Raw genomic sequence first — 17,421 nt, 5'->3', positions numbered from 1 at the left:
CGGGATTTCGAAGGACGTCAATATGCGCATTACAATGATCGGTTCAGGCTATGTCGGTCTTGTCTCGGGCGCCTGTTTTTCGGATTTCGGGCATGACGTGATCTGCGTCGACAAGGACCAGTCGAAAATCGACGCGCTGCATGCCGGTCACATGCCGATCTTCGAGCCAGGCCTGGATCAGCTCGTCGCGTCCAACGTCGCGGCAGGACGGCTGACCTTCACCACCGATCTCGCCAGCGCTGTCGCCGGCGCCGATGCGATCTTCATTGGCGTCGGCACGCCCTCGCGCCGCGGCGATGGCCACGCCGATCTCAGCTATGTGTTCGCCGCGACCGAGGAGATCGCCGCCGCCGTCACCGGCCCGACCGTGGTCGTGACCAAGTCGACCGTGCCCGTCGGCACCGGCGACCGGGTCGAGGCGATCCTGCGGGAGAAGCGTCCCGACATCGACGTCGCGGTCGTGTCCAACCCCGAATTCCTCCGCGAAGGCGCCGCGATCGGCGACTTCAAGCGTCCCGACCGGATCGTCATCGGCACCGAGGACGAGCGCGCCAAGCAGGTGATGCGCGATGTCTACCGTCCGCTGTATCTGAACGAGTCGCCGATCCTGTTCGTAAGCCGCCGTACGTCCGAGTTGATCAAATACGCGGCGAACGCGTTCCTCGCGACCAAGATCACTTTCATCAACGAGATCGCGGACCTGTGCGAGGCAGTCGGCGCCGACGTGCAGGACGTGTCGCGCGGGATTGGTCTCGACAACCGCATCGGCAAGAAGTTCCTGCATGCAGGACCGGGTTATGGCGGCTCGTGCTTCCCCAAGGACACGCTGGCGCTGCTCAAGACCGCCGAGGATTACCAGACACCGGTCCATATCGTCGAAGCGGTCGTGAAGGTGAACGACAGCCGCAAGCGCGCGATGGGGCGCAAAGTGCTGGCGGCGCTCGGTGAAAACCCGCGGGGGAAGACGGTTGCGCTTCTCGGCCTGACGTTCAAGCCCAACACCGACGACATGCGCGACGCGCCCAGCCTTGCGATCGCCACCGCGCTGGCGGATGCGGGCGTGAAGGTGCGCGCGCACGATCCCGAGGGCATGGAACCGGCCAAGGCGCTGCTACCCGATCTGGCGTATTGCACCGACGCCTACGACGCGGCCGAAGGCGCCGATGCCGTGGTGATCGTAACCGAATGGGACGCATACCGTGCGCTCGACCTCGCACGGTTGAAGGGGCTGCTCGCGGCACCGGTGATGGTCGACCTCCGCAACGTCTACCAGCGCGCCGACGTCGAACAGGCCGGATTCGCGTACACTGCAGTAGGCCGCTGAGCAGAGCGCAACGGCGACACTGGGCCGCACCATTTGCACCACCCCGGCGAAGGCCGGGGCCCAGTTGGAAAGATGGTCGCAACGGGGCGCCGCCCTCGATTGGCAAAACGCCCCAGATGGACCCCGGCCTTCGCCGGGGAGGCGCTTGGTTCGAACGATAAATGCGGGGCCATCGCCCGCAATTGACGGTGCCTCAATATGCCAGCGCGCACCCGTCGGCACGCATCTCGCTCGCGGCTGCGTAAACCCGCGTGGACCCGTCCATCCGGTGCTCGACGCTTTCGTAGCGGCCGAACCCGCCATCGGGATCGCCGATCGTCCAGCCGATCTCCGCCAGCCTTTGCCGCGTCGCGAGCGGCACGCCGGTCTCGAGCCGCAACAGCCCGGTTGGGCCCATTCCAGGCGAGTCCTCGCCCATCGATTGCGACGACCCCTCGTGATGCCAGCGTGGCGAATCGCCCGCCGACTGTATCTCCAGCCCATAGTCGACGCGGTTGACGATGATCTGCGTCTGCCCCTGAGGCTGCATGTCGCCGCCCATGACGCCGAAACTCATCCACGGATCGCTTCCGCGCGTCGCGAAGCCGGGTATGATCGTCTGGAACGGCCGCTTGCCCGGCGCATAGATGTTGGGGTGGCCGTCCTTCAGGCTGAACAGCTGGCCGCGATCCTGGAACATGAATCCAAGACCGTCCGCGACCAGTCCCGATCCCATGCCGCGGAAATTGGACTGGATCATCGACACCATCATGCCGTCCTTGTCGGCACAGCTGAAATAGGTGGTATCGCCGCGGCTGGGCGCCTGGCCCGGATAGACCGGCGTCAGGATACGGTCCGGCCGGATCAGTTTCGCGCGCTCGGCCGCGTATTGCTTCGAGATCAGCCATTCGACCGGCTGCTTGGCAAAGTTCGGATCCGCGTAATATCGCGCACGATCCTCATAGGCCAAGCGCTTAGCCTCCGCCTGGAGATGGATCGACAGCGCCGATTGGAACCCAGCACCCTTCAGGTCGAAGCGTTCGAGGATGTTGAGCATCTGCAAGGTCGCCAGCCCCTGCGTGTTCGCGCCGAGCGCGTGCACCGTCGTCCCGCGATAGTCGGTCTGGCTGGGCTCGATCCATTCGGAACGATGCGCGGCGAGATCCTCGTACCGAAGCCAACCGCCGATCCGCTTGAAGTACCGGTCGACGGTCCGCGCCACGTCACCCTGGTAGAAGGCATCGCGCCCACCCGCCGCGATCGCACGATAGGTCCGCGCGAGATCCGGGTTGCGGAATACCTGTCCCAGCGCAGGCCCCCTGCCGTCCGCGAGGCCGTAGGTGCGCAGTGCGTTGGCGACTTCCTCCAGGCCGTTGCCCGGACGCTTGAACGCGGCGAGGCTGCGGCGGATGTAATAGGCGATGATGTCAGGCACCGGCGCGCCGGCCTCGGCATGCGCGATCGCCGGCTGGAACAGGTCCGCCCAAGGCAGCTTGCCGTAGCGCTGGTGCATCGTCCACCAGGCGTCGACCGTGCCCGGCACCGACACGCTGATCGCACCCAACGCCGGCAGTGCGCCGTTCTTCGCGCGCGCCCGCACCGTATCGAGGCTGAGGCCCCGCGGGCTCTTGCCCGAACCGGCGAGCCCGACGACCTTCTTCAGCTTGGGGTCCCAGATCATCGCATAGGCATCGCCGCCGATTCCGCTCGACGTGGGTTCCAGAAACCCGAGGCACGCGTTGATCGCGATCGCCGCATCGACCGCCGAACCACCGCGCTTGAGGATGTCGATCCCTGCTTGCGTCGCCAGCGGATGCGCGGTCCCTGCCGCGCCGTTCAGGCCGTATGCCGCCGTGCGCGAGGCGAAGCTCGCGCCGACCGGTCGATCGCCCGCATGCACGTCGGGCCTGATGAAACGGTCCAGCCCGGTCTCCCACGTCGGCGGCAACGGTGCTGCGGCAGCGGTGGTGGCGGGCTGTGGCGCACCGCCCTGCCCTGGTCCCTGAGCGCCCTGTGCGCCGGGTGTGCCGCGCGTCGCGCCGGTCTGGGCCTGCGCCATGTTGGGCAAGAACGCAGCGGCGGGCAGGGCCGCGATGAAGGTACGACGACGCATGATGGGCTCCCCTTGTACGGCGGCATGATTGCGCGACAGGCGATAAACGGCAAGCCCGCTGCTCCCCGATCGGTTTCTGACCGCCCGCTACGCGCAGAACTCGGGGGCAACTCACTGGACCTTTTGCGCTTTTACCCTATATACCGAACGGTATGAATAGGCTTTGCACGCTCACCGCCCCCAAGGGCCGCCCCCGCGAGTTCGATCTCGACGAAGCGCTGGCGGGTGCGTTGCGCGTGTTCTGGCGCAACGGCTACGAAGGCGCGTCGATGGCCGAACTGACCGCCGAGATGGGGATCACCAAGCCCAGTCTCTACGCGGCGTTCGGCAACAAGGAGGCGCTGTTCCACAAGGCGCTCGACCTCTACGAGCGCGAAAAACTCGCCTATATGACCTCCGCGCTCGAGGCGCCGACTGCGCGCGCCGTAGCGGAAAGGCTTCTCCGTGGGGCGTTGCAGATGCAGATGAGCACCTGCGATCCCAAGGGATGCCTGAGCGTCATCAGCAGCGTCGCGTGCAGTGCCGAGGCCGAGCCGATCAAGGCCGAGGTCGCCAAGCGCCGCGCGTCGTCCGAGGCCGCGTTGATGAAGCGCTTCGACGAGGCCAAGGCGGCGGGTGAGTTCCCCGACGGTCTCGAATCGCATGCCTTAATGCGGTACCTGTTCGCGATCATGCAGGGGCTGTCGATCCAGGCCGGTTCTGGCGCGACCTGCACCGAGCTCAACCAGCTCGTCGAGACCAGCCTGTCGGTGTGGCCGACCAAGTAAGCCGGTCGGTCCGCCGACATAAAAGTCACGCTTCGTTACGGTCGTGATAAAAAATACCGGCCGGTACAAAAGTCTGTTGACTAGATGAACCCCAGGTTTATATACCGACTGGTATCGAAGCTCTCTCCTACTTCGGATGGGGCAACCGGGGACAACAACCCATGACCACGGTCACCACCTAACCCAGAACGGATGGCTTCGGCCGCCCGGACTCTCGAAAATTCAAGCGGGCAAGCGCGGCACGAGGATGTGCCGGCAACGACCGCGCACGCCTTGCGACCAGCTGACGTCGGTGGACCGTCCACCGACGAAGGCCAGCGCTTGCCCGAAAAATCAAAAGGGGGACAATCCCATGGCTTATCTCGACCTCGACAACATGTTCGCTTCGCCCGTCACCAGCCGCGCCCAGACTGTGACAGCCCCTGCCCCGACCGGCTTTTCCGCGCTGGAATGGAGCGTCATCGCGCTCGCAAAGCGCGACACGTTGCGCAGCCTGTCCGGCCCCAGCCGCATGTCGCGGGCGATGGGCAGCCTGTTCGGCCTTAGCACCGCGTCGCGGCTCGCCGATCCCCGGCTCGAGGCGTTGCGGCGGATGGCGGTGTACGCCTGGCGCCGCGGCTTCGCGTTGCCGATGGCCGAGATCCAGAACTTCCTCGCCGCCGGCTTTGCCGAGGCTCAGATCGAAACGCTCGTCGAGAGCGTGACCGGCATGCGCGTCGGCGCCCAGCAGAAGCGGAGCATCGCAGCGTGAACCAACTTACCACAATCACGGCCGCGAACGACGCCGACCTCGCGTCTTCGCCGCCCACGGACCGTCATCGACGGCCGGCATGGCAGCGCGGCGCGATGGTGCTCGTGCCGATCGCGCTGCTTGGTGCGGTCGGCGTGAAGATGTTCGATCATCCCGACGCGGCGATGGCGGCGCCACCGCCCGCCTCGGTCACGGTCGCGTCGCCGCTGGTGCGGCAGGTCAGCGAGTGGGACGATTATGTCGGCCGCTTCGCACCGAGCCGTACGGTAGAGATCCGTCCGCGCGTCGCGGGCGAAGTCACGGGCATCCACTTCCGCGACGGCGAGATCGTCAGCAAGGGCCAGTTGCTCTTCACGATCGATTCCCGCCCGTTCGCCGCGGCTCTGGCTGAGGCACACGCCAACGTTGCGAGCGCGAAAAGCGCTCTGTCCCTCGCCCGCACCGATCTAGGTCGCGCGCAGCGGCTGGTCGCCGACGAAGCGGTCTCGGCCGGCGAAGTCGACGCATTGCGGGGTAGGCTCGAAGCAGCCCAAGCCGCACTCGCCGCAGCACAGGCCCGCGAACGTGCCCGCGCTCTGGACGTCGGTTTCACCCAGGTTCGCGCACCGATCGGCGGTCGCATCTCCGATCGCCGCGTCGATGCGGGCAACCAAGTCGCGGGCGGCGAAGGCACCGGCGGCACGGTGCTGACGACGATCAACGCGCTGGATCCGATCTACTTCACCTTCGATGGCTCCGAGGCTTTGTACCTCAAGACGCAGCGTGCACGTCAGCCCGGCGCGGCCCCCGCCGCAGTCGAGATCCAGTTGCAGGACGAGACCGAGCATCGCTGGAAGGGCAAGCTCGACTTCACCGACAACGGGCTCGACCAGCGCTCGGGCACGATCCGCGGTCGTGCGGTGCTCGCCAACCCGGGCTATTTCCTGACGCCGGGAATGTTCGGCAACATGCGCCTCGCGAGTGCTGGGACGCGGCAGGCTCTGCTGGTGCCCGACGATGCGGTGCAGACCGACCAGGCGCGCAAGGTTCTGCTGACGATCGATGCGAAGAACGTCGTGAGCCAGAAGCCGGTTGAACTCGGGCCGGTGGTCGATGGCCTGCGGATCGTGCGCTCGGGGATCGGGCCGAACGACCGGATCATCATCCAGGGCACGCAGATGGCGACGCCGGGTGCCACGGTCGCGCCGAAGGTCGGCCGGATCGTGGTGGCCTCGGGGACGACAGCGCCGGCGTCCGTCCAGCCGATCTCGGGTGAGGCCACGCTCGCGAAATAGCCGTCCACCCCGGCGAAGGCCGGGGCCCAATTGGGATAGCGTTTCGACTTAATCACTACGGTTCGCCCAATTGGGCCCCGGCCTCCGCCGGGGTGGTGTTGGGGCGTGTCCGTCGCTCTTCTTTCGAGGACACAAACCATGCGCTTCTCGCGCTTCTTCATCACCCGGCCGATCTTCGCGGGCGTGATCGCGGTGATCATCACGATCGTCGGCGCGATCGCCTACATGACGCTGCCGGTGTCGCAATATCCCGACATCGTCCCCCCCACCGTCACCGTCAGCGCGACCTATCCCGGCGCGTCGGCCGAGACGGTCGCCGAGACCGTCGCCGCGCCGATCGAGCAGGAGATCAACGGCGTCGACAACATGCTGTACCAGTCGTCGCAATCGACCGGCGACGGCAAGGTCACGATCACCGTCACCTTCAAGATCGGCACCGACCTCGACGCAGCACAGGTGCTCGTCCAGAACCGCGTCGCGGTTGCCGTTCCTCGTTTGCCCGAAGACGTCCAGCGGCTCGGCGTGGTGACGCGGAAGACGTCGCCCGACTTCCTGATGGTGGTGAACCTCGTCTCGCCCGACAACTCGCTGGATCGCGGCTATATCTCCAACTACGCGCTGACCCAGGTCCGTGATCGCCTCAGCCGCATCGACGGCGTCGGCGACGTGCAGCTGTTCGGCGCGCGCGATTATTCGATGCGCGTCTGGATCGACCCCGGTCGCGCCGCCGCACTCGACCTCACCGCGGGCGAGATCGTCGCCGCCCTGCGCGCGCAGAACGTCCAGGTCGCCGCGGGCACGCTCGGGCAGCCGCCCTATGACAAGGGCAACAGCGCCTTCCAGCTCAACGTCGAGACGCAAGGGCGCCTCACCGATCCCAAGCAGTTCGCCGACGTCGTCATCCGCACCGACGCACAAGGCCGCCAAGTCCGCGTCTCGGACGTCGCGCGCGTCGAACTCGGCGCGCAGGATTACGGCGCCAACACCTATCTCAGCGGCAAGCCCACGGTCATCGCCGCAGTCTTCCAGCGCCCCGGCTCGAACGCGCTCGGCGCGGCCCAAGCCGTCACCGCCGAGATGGAAAGCATGTCGAAGCGCTTTCCCAAGGGCCTCGAATACAAGGTCATCTACAACCCGACCGAGTTCATCGCGCAGTCGATCGACGCGGTGAAGCATACGCTCGTCGAGGCGATGATCCTCGTCGTGCTCGTCATCCTCGTCTTCCTGCAAAAGTGGCGCGCGGCGATCATCCCGATCGTGGCGATCCCGGTCTCGCTGATCGGCACCTTCGCGGTGCTGGCGGCGGCGGGCTATTCACTCAACAACCTCTCACTGTTCGGGCTCGTCCTCGCAATCGGCATCGTCGTCGATGACGCGATCGTCGTGGTCGAGAATGTCGAACGCAACCTCGAACACGGACTCTCCCCGCTGGAGGCGGCGCGCACGTCGATGGACGAAGTGTCGGGCGCGCTGGTCGCGATCGTGCTCGTGCTGTGCGCGGTGTTCATCCCGACCGTGTTCCTCACCGGGCTGTCCGGCGCGTTCTACCGCCAGTTCGCGGTGACGATCTCGACCGCGACGATCATCTCGCTGCTGATCTCGCTGACGCTGTCGCCAGCGCTCGCCGCGATGCTGCTCAAGCCGACCGCGCCTGCGGACTCGGGCAACCGCGTGACCCGCACGCTGCGGCGCGCAGGCGATGCCTTCAACCGCGGGTTCGAGCGGATGAGCGAGAGCTATGCCCGCCTTACCGCCCGCCTCGTCACGGCGCCGAAGCGGATGATGGCCGCCTATGCCGCACTGATCGCGGTCACGGTCGGCGTGTTCATGGTCACCCCGTCGGGCTTCGTCCCCGCGCAGGACCAGGGCTATTTCCTGACCGTCATCCAGCTTCCGCCCGGCTCCTCGGTCGAGCGCACCGACGCGGTCATGCAGAAGGTCGCCAAGCGCATCCTGCCGCTCGCCGGCGTCAAGGGCGCGGTCATGCTCGCGGGCTTCGACGGCCCGTCGCAGACGCTCGCTCCTAACAGCGCCGCCGCGTACATTCCGCTGAAGAGCTTCGAGGAACGCAAGAAGCTCGGCGTCACGCTCGCCAGCATCATGGCGGAGTCGCAGAAGGCGACCGGCGACATCACCGAAGCGCGCCTGCTGATCGTCCCGCCACCGCTCATCCAGGGCATCGGCTCGGCGGGCGGCTATCGCCTGATGGTGCAGGACCAGGGCGGCCACGGTTACGCCGACCTCGGCAAGACAAGCTACGCGCTGATCGGGCAGGCGAACCAGACCAAGGGTCTCGCGCAGGTCTACACCTTCTTCGACACCGCCACGCCGCGCATCTTCGCCGACGTCGACCGCGCCAAGGCCAATCTCCTCGGCGTTCCCCCCGAGCGCGTTTTCGAGGCGTTGCAGGTCTATCTCGGCTCGGCCTTCGTCAACGACTTCAACCTGCTCGGCCGCACCTACCGCGTCACCGCGCAGGCCGACGCGCCGTTCCGCAACACCACCGCGGATATCGCCAACCTCAAGACGCGCTCCAACTCGGGCCAGATGGTCCCGGTCGGCTCGGTCTCGACGTTCAAGGACAAAACCGGTCCGTACCGCGTGGTCCGCTACAACCTCTTCCCCGCGGTCGAGGTCGATGGCGACACTGCCAAGGGGTATTCGTCCGGCCAGTCGCTGGTCGCGATGGAGAAGCTCGCCTACGCGTCGCTGCCCGCTGGCTACGCGCATGAATGGACCGGCATCGCCTATCAGCAAAAGGCCGCCGGCAGCACCGCGGCGCTCGTCTTCGGCATGGCGGTGGTGTTCGTCTTCCTCGTGCTCGCCGCGCAATATGAGAGCCTGACGTTGCCGCTCGCGATCATCCTGATCGTGCCGATGTGCCTGTTGGCGGCGATGACCGGCGTGAACCTGCGGGGTATGGACAACAACGTCCTCACGCAGATCGGCCTGGTCGTGCTGATTGCCTTGGCGGCGAAGAACGCGATCCTGGTGGTCGAGTTCGCCAAGCAGGCCGAGGAACAGGACGGTCTCACCCCGGTCGAGGCCGCGGTGCGCGCGGCGAAGGACCGGTTGCGACCGATCCTGATGACGAGCTTCGCGTTCATCCTCGGCGCCGTGCCGCTGGTGATCGCGACCGGTGCGGGTGCCGAACTCCGCCAGGCGCTCGGGACCGCGGTGTTCTTCGGGATGATCGGCGTGACCGGGTTCGGGCTGCTCTTCACTCCCACCTTCTATGTCGTCGCGCGAGCGCTGGCGCTGCGGTTCGAACGCCGCAAGCCAGCCCCAGAGACCAACGGTCCCGCCACGACCCTTCAGCCAGCCGAATAGGACCAGCATCATGAAGTCCGCCCTCCTCGCGAGCCTCTCGGCGCTGACGCTCGCCGCCTGCGCCGCCGGCCCCGACTATGTCGCGCCGATCACCCCACCCAAGGCGGCGGCATCGTTCGTCACCGCGAATGCTGCCACCGTCACGACCGCGCCGGATAACGATTGGTGGCGGATGTACCGCGACCCGGTCCTCGACGGCCTCGTCGCGGACGCATTGGCCACGAACACCGACCTCCGCGTCGCCGTCGCTCGCCTCGACAGCGCCCGCGCCTCGCTGCGCGCCACGAAGACCGACCGCGAGCCGCAAGTAAACGCCGGCGCGAGTGGCAATTACGCGCGCACCTCGCAACTCCAGAACCTCCCCGGTTTCGACCGCCAGCGCGCTACCTATGATGTCGGGCTCGACGTCAGCTACGAGGTCGATCTCGCCGGCCGAGTCCGCCGCAACGTCGAGGCCGCGCGCGGCGACGTCGGTGCGGCGCAGGCCGATGCCGACGCGGTCCGGGTCTCGATCGTCGCGGCCACCACCCGCGCTTATGTCGACGCAGCCTCGTCCGCCGAACGCCTCGCAGTCGCCAAGCGGATCGTCGAGCTGCTCGACAAGTCGAACACGCTGACCGGCAAGCGCGTCGACGCGGGTCGTGCCGACCGCCTCGATCAGGTCCGGATCGCCGCCCTGCGTGACCAACGCGCCGCCAACATCCCGCAGATCGAAGCCGAGCGCCAAGCCGCGCTCTTCCGCCTCGCCACGCTTACCGGTCGCACCCCGCAGGACCTGCCCGCGACAGCCGGTGCCCGCACCACCACGCCGCGCCTCGACCAGCCGATCCCGATCGGCGACGGCGCGACGTTGCTAGCCCGCCGACCCGACGTCCACGCCGCCGAACGCCGCCTCGCCGCGGCCACCGCCCGTATCGGCGTCCAGACCTCGCAACTCTATCCGCAAATCTCGCTTGGCGGTTCGATCGGCTCGACCGCGCTCAGCGTCGGCGACATCTTCACCGGCGGCCCGATCCGCTGGCTGCTCGGCCCGCTGCTGAACTGGTCGCTCAACCAGTCCGCCGCCCGTGCCCGCATAGCGGGCGCCGAAGCCGACACCCGCGGTGCACTCGCCAATTTCGACGGCAGCGTCCTCACCGCACTCGAGGAAACCGAGACCGCGCTCTCGAACTACGCCCGCGAACTGGACAGGCGCACGCAGCTCCAGTCCGCGCACGACAACGCCGCCACCGCCGCCCGCATCACCCGCGCCCGCCAGCGCGAAGGCCAGATCGACTTCCTCGACGTCCTCGACGCCGAACGCACGCTGGCGGATACCGACACGGACCTCGCCGCGGCGGACGCGCGTATCGCCGGCGCCCAAGTCGACCTCTTCCGCGCGCTAGGCGGCGGCTGGCAGACGCGGACGTAACCTTCACGATCCTCCCCCGCCAGGGGGAGGTGGCAGGCGCTTGCCTGACGGAGGGGGCGGTAAGCGACCCATTCGTTCCGTGTCCTCCCCCTCCGTCGCCTGTGGCGCCACCTCCCCCTGGCGGGGGAGGATCGTGACGTCCTTTTCCTACAACCCGATCTGCAAGCTCGCGCGCAGCGACAGCGCCACGCGGCCCTGCTGCTGCTCGGCGCCAAACTCGCCGCCGAGCCGGAACACCGAACTCCCGCCGACCGCGCGCAGCTTGCCGACCCAACCGCTAGTCCGCTCTTCCGGCGTCAGTGTGAACGACTGCTCGCCCTCGAATGCCGCCGTCGTCGCGCCGAGCCCGCCGCCGACGAGTTCGCGCCGGCCGCCTTCCGCCTCGACCCTGAACCAGCCCTGGTCCGGGCTCGTGCCCCCGAAGTTCAGCCCCAGCGCCGTGCTCGCCGTCACCGCCAGCTCGTCGCTGCTGCGCGACTGGACCACGAGGTCGATAGCCTTGCCACCGCCGGTCTCGCTGTAACCGTCCTCCTTCAGCTTGTAATAATCGATGGCCAAGACCGGCCGGAACACGAAGATGCCCTTGCCGCCGTCCCACGAGACGCCGCCCGATGCGGAATAGAGCGTGCCGTTCCAATCGCCGTTCGTGGTCCGATCGACCGCTTCGCTACCGATCGCACCGCTGAAATCACGCGAGCCGTCGAACTTGATCGTGGCACCCGAGACGCGCGCATTGGCCTGCAGACCGCCCCAATGCCCGCGCCAATATCCGGCCAGCTCATACTGGTTCGATCGCACTTCGTTGTTGGTGCCATCATCGGCATCCTGCCCGTTCAGATACGCGAGCGAGGTGCCGAAATTGCCGACGCCGGTCTTGTATTCCGCACCAGCCGAAACGCCCCAGCCGCTGATGTCGTAGCCCGCGGTATCGGCGACGCTTTTCGACGTGCCCCATGCGACCTGCGTTACCCAATAGCCCCACTTCCCCTCGTCCTTGAACGGGCCATGCGGGTCGGCGAGGACGCGGGCGGTCGCGCGCGAGCCCATCGTGACCGCCTCGAATGTGCCGCCGGCATGATCGGGCAGCATCTGGCGGACCGAGCCGCGGAATGCGTCGCCATCGGTGATGTTGAGAAACGCCCCGCCGATCTTCGCGTCGTTGCCGAGCGCCTTGTAGATCGCGTCATAGGCCGACGCCTGCGAGCGGTTGAGCCCGAGTTCGGTCGACGATTTGCGCGCGACGTCGACCGCAAGCTCGTTGCCCGTGGCGGTTGCGATGCTGCCCTTGTAGAGGAACGGGAGCAGAGTCGTGGTCGCGGTGAGGTTTGCGGCACCCGTCAGCGTTCCGGCGCGCAGGACGGTGTAGCGCCCCTCGGCATCGACGACGCTGGTGAGCTTCAGCGCGAGCTTCGAATCCTTGTCGAAGGCTGCGGTGCCCGCGACCTGGATCGCCGTGCTGGTGCCACCGGCCTTGTCGAGCGTTACCGCGAGCACGCCGCCCCCGGTGACCGAGAGCGAGGCGATCGACGCCGCGTTGGTGATGTCGAGCGTGCCGCCGGCCACCGCGACCGCGAGCCCTTGCGCGTTGGCGAGCGTGCCCGAGAAGCGCGAGGTCCCGCCGAGCGTCAGCGTATCGGTACCGCCACCAAAGTCCGCCGCACCGACGAACACCGACGTACCGGCCAGCGCGAGCGCGTCGTTGCCCGCGCCGAACACCGCGCCGCCGGTGAAGTTCGCGTCACCCGACAACGCCAGGCGGTTGTTGCCGCTGCCGAACCGTGCGGTGCCGGTGACGGTGCCGTCCGCGACGTCGAACAGATCGTTGCCGGTGCCGAAGCGCACGTCGCCGACCATCGCGGGTGCGGCGATGCCGGTCGCGACCGCGGTCTGGCGGACGATCGTGCCGGTCGTGTTCGCCGACAGATCGACCGCGACGTTGCGCTCGGACGTGGCGAGCGCCCCCGAAGCACCGATACCGCCGCTGTTCTCGACCAGAGTGACGGTGCCCGACCGGTCGAGGATGCCGATCGCGGTGCCGTCGGCGGCTTGTGCGGTCGCCTTGATCGTGCCGCTGTTGCGGACCGTCGCGACCGAGGCACCGGTGTCGATCAGCACCGCCGTCGAGCGCGATGCCGCCGTGCCGCCGCCGGCTGCCGAGATCGTGCCGGCATTGCGGATTTCGGGGGTCGACGCACCGCTGCCGAGCTTCAACCCCGTCGCGCTCGCGCCGTTTGCCGCCGCCGCGACAGTGCCGTTGATGCCGATCCCGCCGGCGATCGTCACCGCGCCACCGAGCCCGCCGATCGCGAGGCCGTTACCCTCGACGCCACCATAGACGCCGCTGCCCGCGATGCCGCCGTCGACGATCAAGCCGAAGCCGGTTCCCGTCCCCGCGACCGCGCCGATCGCGACCGCACGCGTCGCCGAACCGATCTGCACCGCCGGCGCCGCGCCATAGGAGGTGATCGCCGCCGAGCCTTCGGTGGCGTCGGGCAGGCCGTCCTTGTCTTCGTCGGTATCGGTGGTGCTCGCGTCCTTCGGCGGCACCGCGAAGATGATCCCGCCCGAGACGTCGCCGGCGACGACCAGCGCGGAACCGCCCTGCAACAGATCGTCGGCTTCGAGCTTCGAGGGGTCGGCGGGGGCCGTCACGTAGCGATAGCCGGTCGAGCCCAGCGCGCCCTGGACGACCAGCGCACCCGCGATGTTACCATCGATGCGTGCAGCCACCGCGCCCTGCCCGATCGCCGCGATCGTGCCCGCGAGTCGGACGTTGCCGGTCACGTTCGCGATCCGCACGCCGGTCGAGCGATCGCCGGTGACCGAGGTTTGCCCGTCATGCGTGAACGCGCCGGTCAGCGGCCCGCCCAGCCAGATACCCGCGGAATCGTTGCCCTTCACCGTGATCGCGCCGCTGTTGACGATCGCGCCCGTGTAGGCGCCCGCGGTGCGGATGCCGGTGCGTCCGGTGCCCGCCGCGAACGGCCCGTCGAGGTCGCCGTCCTTGTCGGTATCGGTCGCGACGTAGCTTTCGTCGACGATGATCTTGCCGGCAGTCGCGTTGGTGATGCCGCCGCCAGTGCCTGCGTTGGCGAGGATGCCGGTCGATCCGTCGGCGTTGGTGACCTGGATCGTACCTTCGTTGGTGACAGAATTGACGCTGTCGACCGTGACCGCGGTGCCGCTGGTCGGCGTCACCGAACCCGCCGCGGCGATGCGGATGTTGTCGGGTGCGCCCGCCTTGATCGTCGAGGTCCGCACCGCATCGGTCCGCTTGGTGTCGATCACGGTCTGCGCCTGCAGCGGCGACGTGATCGCGAACAGGCAGGTGGTGGTCAGCAGGAGACGACGCATACGGAACCCTTTTCGATGTGTTTTCGAAAAGAGGACGGAGGCGAGGCTCGCGAACCTTGAACCGCGCGCTATTATCCCGTGGCACCAGGACCCCGGCGGCGCGTTGTCGGCTCGATAATTTCAGGGAAACGCCAGCATGATCACTACCATCGCCGAACTCGACCGCATTCGCGACGACACCAAGCGCCTCGTCACGACGCGCTCGATGATGTCGGCGGGGGCCGCGGTCGTGCCGATCCCCGGCGCGGATATCGTCGCGGACATCGGCCTGCTCACCAAGCTGCTGCCCGAGATCAGCAAGCGCTTCGGCCTCGATCACGACCAGGTACAAAAGCTCGAGCCGCAGATCGCGCAGCAGGCGCTGGTGATGGCGTCGAGCCTCGGCAACACGATGATCGGCCGGATGGTGACCAAGCGCATCGTCGTCGCCCTGCTCCGCCGCGTCGGCGCGCGCGTCGCGGTGGGATCGATGGCGAAATTCATCCCCTTCGCGGGCTCGGCGGTGGCCGCGACGATCAGCTTCGGCGCGATGAAGCTGGTCGGCAATTCGCACGTGGAGGATTGCTACAAAACCGCGCTGGCGCTGCTCCCCGCCGACCAGCGCGCGCTGGCAAACGGCTGAACCTCTCATTCTCCCCCGCCAGGGGGAGGTGGATCGCGTAGCGAGACGGAGGGGGAGGACACGCAACGGATGTGATCGTTACCTCCCCCTCCGTCTGGCAAAGGCCAGCCACCTCCCCCGCCAGGGGGAGGATTGCAGCGTCAGAACGCCGCGTCCAAACCTATCCGCACCGTCCGCGGTCGCTGCGGCGTAATCTGCCCACTCCCGACCTGGAACGGCGTCCCCAGCGCGAACCGGTTGCCGACACTGTCCGTCAGGTTAGTCACCCCAAGCGTCACCCCCAACGAAGCCCGCCCGACCCGCGCCGTCAGCGCCGTATCCAGATAATCCCCCTGCTCCTCGCCGAGCACAGGCCCGACCCCGAGCCGCGACCGTCCGACATAGCGCGCCCACCCATACACCCGCAGTTCCAGATCCCGCCCGACATCCCGCCGGTAATCCGCCCCCAGCCGCCCGGCATAGCGCGCGATGTTCGGCACCTGGCTCATCCGCGCGAGCGCCACGAACAGCGCCGGGCTGGGCTCGGTCACGCGGCTGTCGTTATAGGTGAAGCCCGCGTCGAGCGTCAGCCCGGCGACCGGCTTCCACCCACCCGCCGCGCTGAACGTCCAGATCCGCCCGTCGCCGATATTGGCGGTGCTCGGCAGGCCGGTAGCGTCGATGAAGTCCGCCTGGATATCCTGCCAGATCGTGTGCGAGACGCTCGCCGACAGATACGCGCTGTCGACCCCCGCCAGCCCATAGCGCACGCCGCTCTCCAGCGTCCGCACGCGATCATTCTCGAACCGCCGCACGAAATCGCTCTCGATCGCCAGCCCGCCCGGGCGGAATCCCTGCTGGTACCGCCCGTACAGCGACACCTTCGGCAGCACCGCGGCGATCAGCGAGGCGGACGGCAGTACGCTCGTCTCGATCCGGTCCGCGGTCACGCGCGCACGGGCAAGCGCGACGGTCTCTAGCCGCGCCGGCGCGACGTCCTCGCCGGTGCCTGCCAGCGAGGCGCGCGTGACCCGAGCGCCAGCGGTCGCGATCAGGCCGCGCACCAGTTGCACGCTCCCCTCGCCGTACAGCGTCGCCTCGTCGATGCTGTTGGTCACGCCCGTCACCGGCGCGGGCGCATCGACCGGCCCGAGCGACCGTGACAGCCGCGTCCGGTTGTGCGTGAAACTGCCACCGACCACCCAGCCGAAGCCGTTCCGCATCGGCCGCCAGACCCGCGTCTCGTTCGCGATCATCGATGTCGCATTGCGCTGTGCGAACACGCGGGCTTCGCCTTCGGGCAGCGTCGCGTCGTACCGCTCGGTCAGCGTCTGGCCGACGATCCCGGTCGAGGACTTGACCTTCAGCCCGCCGATCGCGCCCGACACGACCACCTGCCCCATCGTGTAATCCGCCGAGAATCCCTGCACGATCGCGCTCGACCGGGTCAGAGGTGGTGCGTCGCGATCGGCATATTGGCTGTCGTCGCCCTTGGTCCATTGCCCGATCCCGCCGAAATCGACGGTCCAGCCATTCCCCGCATCGAGCCGCAGCATCGCGCGACCACCACCGATCCGCGTCCGGTTCACGTCGCGCCGGTCGCGCACCGGATTGTCGATATACCCGCCCTCGCTGACGCCGTAGCCAACGACGCGCAGCGCCACCCGCTCGCCCAATGGCACGTTCAGCGTCACGCCCAGATCCGCACCCGGATCGCCGTGCCACGTCGCCGAGAGACCGGCTGCGATCGACGCCGACACCGCGCCCATCTCCGGTGCATTCGGCACGGTGCGGATGATCCCGCCGAGCGAGCCTGCGCCGTACAGCGTCCCCTGCGGCCCTTCGAGCACCTCGACCGATGCGATATCGTACAGCCGCAGATCGGGATCGGGCGCGTTGTAGCTCAGCCGAAGATCGCCGAAATATTGCCCCACCGTGGTCTGGGTCGGCCCCGTGAAACTGGAATCGGCGATGCCGCGGATGAACAGCTTGTTGCGCCCGGCGCCGAGATGCGTCGAGGACACGCTTGCCAGCCGCGCAAGGATCGCCTCGGTCCCGCCCGCGCCGCCGAGCGCGAGATCGACCCCGTCGAGCAACGCCACCTGACCCGCGAAATCGCGCAACCGCACGTCGCGCTTGCTGCCGGTCACGACGATATCCGCGCCCCCTGCCACCGGTGCGGCGACGGGAACGACCTTCGGCCGCTTCACCCGAACCGCCACGACACGCGGTGCGCGCGCCACGAGCCGCCACCCGACCGGCCCCGCCGCAACGACATCCGCATTCGCCGCAGACGCCAGCCGGTCGAGCGCCCCGCGCGCGCTCATTCGCCCACGCACTGCCGGCACACGCCGCGCCCAAAGTCCCGGATCGCCGATGACGATGCTCGTCCCCGACTGCCGCCCGAGCGCCAGCACCGCATCGCCGAGCCGCCCTGCCGGCAGGTCGACCGCCCCCTGCCCCGCCTGCGCGGGAGCGGCGACGGCGAGCGCCGCGACGACCAGACATCCGCGCATC

10 protein-coding genes are annotated in these 17,421 nt (G+C 68.0%); 7 read left to right on the top strand and 3 right to left on the bottom strand.

Annotation, left to right across the window (positions count from 1 at the left end; translation table 11 throughout):
• Positions 1 to 22: 22 nt before the first annotated feature.
• Positions 23 to 1,324: a UDP-glucose dehydrogenase family protein gene (locus tag U1737_RS16815; protein WP_332797559.1), complete on the top strand. Its 1,302-nt coding sequence runs from the start codon at positions 23 to 25 to the stop codon at positions 1,322 to 1,324.
• A gap of 193 nt (positions 1,325 to 1,517) precedes the next feature.
• Here U1737_RS16815 and U1737_RS16810 read toward each other — a convergent pair whose 3' ends face one another.
• On the bottom strand, positions 1,518 to 3,416 hold the full coding sequence (locus tag U1737_RS16810) for a gamma-glutamyltransferase family protein (RefSeq protein WP_332797558.1): 1,899 nt from the start codon (positions 3,414 to 3,416) through the stop codon (positions 1,518 to 1,520).
• Positions 3,417 to 3,568: 152 nt separating this feature from the next.
• Here U1737_RS16810 and U1737_RS16805 point away from each other — a divergent pair, with 152 nt between their 5' ends.
• From U1737_RS16805 to U1737_RS16785, 5 genes are all read left to right on the top strand, one after another.
• Positions 3,569 to 4,183, top strand: coding sequence for a TetR/AcrR family transcriptional regulator (locus U1737_RS16805; protein ID WP_248522854.1), 615 nt, complete (start codon positions 3,569 to 3,571; stop codon positions 4,181 to 4,183).
• A gap of 352 nt (positions 4,184 to 4,535) precedes the next feature.
• Positions 4,536 to 4,934, top strand: coding sequence for a hypothetical protein (locus U1737_RS16800; RefSeq protein ID WP_332797557.1), 399 nt, complete (start codon positions 4,536 to 4,538; stop codon positions 4,932 to 4,934).
• Positions 4,931 to 6,208 (top strand): efflux RND transporter periplasmic adaptor subunit, encoded by a 1,278-nt coding sequence (locus U1737_RS16795; RefSeq protein WP_443027145.1) that lies wholly within the window; start codon positions 4,931 to 4,933, stop codon positions 6,206 to 6,208. The genes U1737_RS16800 and U1737_RS16795 overlap by 4 nt, the downstream gene beginning before the upstream one ends.
• A gap of 138 nt (positions 6,209 to 6,346) precedes the next feature.
• Positions 6,347 to 9,538, top strand: coding sequence for an efflux RND transporter permease subunit (locus U1737_RS16790; RefSeq protein WP_332797556.1), 3,192 nt, complete (start codon positions 6,347 to 6,349; stop codon positions 9,536 to 9,538).
• A 10-nt stretch (positions 9,539 to 9,548) separates the two neighbouring features.
• Positions 9,549 to 10,949: an efflux transporter outer membrane subunit gene (locus tag U1737_RS16785; RefSeq protein ID WP_332797555.1), complete on the top strand. Its 1,401-nt coding sequence runs from the start codon at positions 9,549 to 9,551 to the stop codon at positions 10,947 to 10,949.
• Between the two features lie 147 nt (positions 10,950 to 11,096).
• Here U1737_RS16785 and U1737_RS16780 read toward each other — a convergent pair whose 3' ends face one another.
• Positions 11,097 to 14,303, bottom strand: coding sequence for an autotransporter outer membrane beta-barrel domain-containing protein (locus U1737_RS16780; RefSeq protein WP_332797554.1), 3,207 nt, complete (start codon positions 14,301 to 14,303; stop codon positions 11,097 to 11,099).
• 136 nt (positions 14,304 to 14,439) lie between these two features.
• Between U1737_RS16780 and U1737_RS16775 the strand changes: the two genes are divergently transcribed.
• The gene (locus U1737_RS16775) at positions 14,440 to 14,925 is read left to right on the top strand and encodes a hypothetical protein (RefSeq protein ID WP_332797553.1); all 486 of its coding nucleotides are present in this window, start codon (positions 14,440 to 14,442) and stop codon (positions 14,923 to 14,925) included.
• A 140-nt stretch (positions 14,926 to 15,065) separates the two neighbouring features.
• On the opposite strand, the gene U1737_RS16770 is transcribed toward U1737_RS16775, so the two are convergent.
• Positions 15,066 to 17,420 (bottom strand): TonB-dependent receptor, encoded by a 2,355-nt coding sequence (locus U1737_RS16770; protein WP_332797552.1) that lies wholly within the window; start codon positions 17,418 to 17,420, stop codon positions 15,066 to 15,068.
• Position 17,421: the final 1 nt, after the last annotated feature.

Origin of the sequence: Sphingomonas fucosidasi, assembly GCF_036663855.1 — a bacterium.
GTDB classification, from domain to species: Bacteria; Pseudomonadota; Alphaproteobacteria; order Sphingomonadales; family Sphingomonadaceae; genus Sphingomonas; species Sphingomonas faeni_B.
Note: the sequence above shows the minus strand (reverse complement) of the source record. Positions and strands in the feature narration are given on the sequence as shown.

Coding starts and splice junctions, on each gene's coding strand:
- U1737_RS16815 (WP_332797559.1), top strand. CDS start 23: ATGCGCATTACAATGATCGGTTCAGGCTATGTCGGTCTTGTCTCGGGC.
- U1737_RS16810 (WP_332797558.1), bottom strand. CDS start 3,416: ATGCGTCGTCGTACCTTCATCGCGGCCCTGCCCGCCGCTGCGTTCTTG.
- U1737_RS16805 (WP_248522854.1), top strand. CDS start 3,569: ATGAATAGGCTTTGCACGCTCACCGCCCCCAAGGGCCGCCCCCGCGAG.
- U1737_RS16800 (WP_332797557.1), top strand. CDS start 4,536: ATGGCTTATCTCGACCTCGACAACATGTTCGCTTCGCCCGTCACCAGC.
- U1737_RS16790 (WP_332797556.1), top strand. CDS start 6,347: ATGCGCTTCTCGCGCTTCTTCATCACCCGGCCGATCTTCGCGGGCGTG.
- U1737_RS16785 (WP_332797555.1), top strand. CDS start 9,549: ATGAAGTCCGCCCTCCTCGCGAGCCTCTCGGCGCTGACGCTCGCCGCC.
- U1737_RS16780 (WP_332797554.1), bottom strand. CDS start 14,303: ATGCGTCGTCTCCTGCTGACCACCACCTGCCTGTTCGCGATCACGTCG.
- U1737_RS16775 (WP_332797553.1), top strand. CDS start 14,440: ATGATCACTACCATCGCCGAACTCGACCGCATTCGCGACGACACCAAG.
- U1737_RS16770 (WP_332797552.1), bottom strand. CDS start 17,420: ATGCGCGGATGTCTGGTCGTCGCGGCGCTCGCCGTCGCCGCTCCCGCG.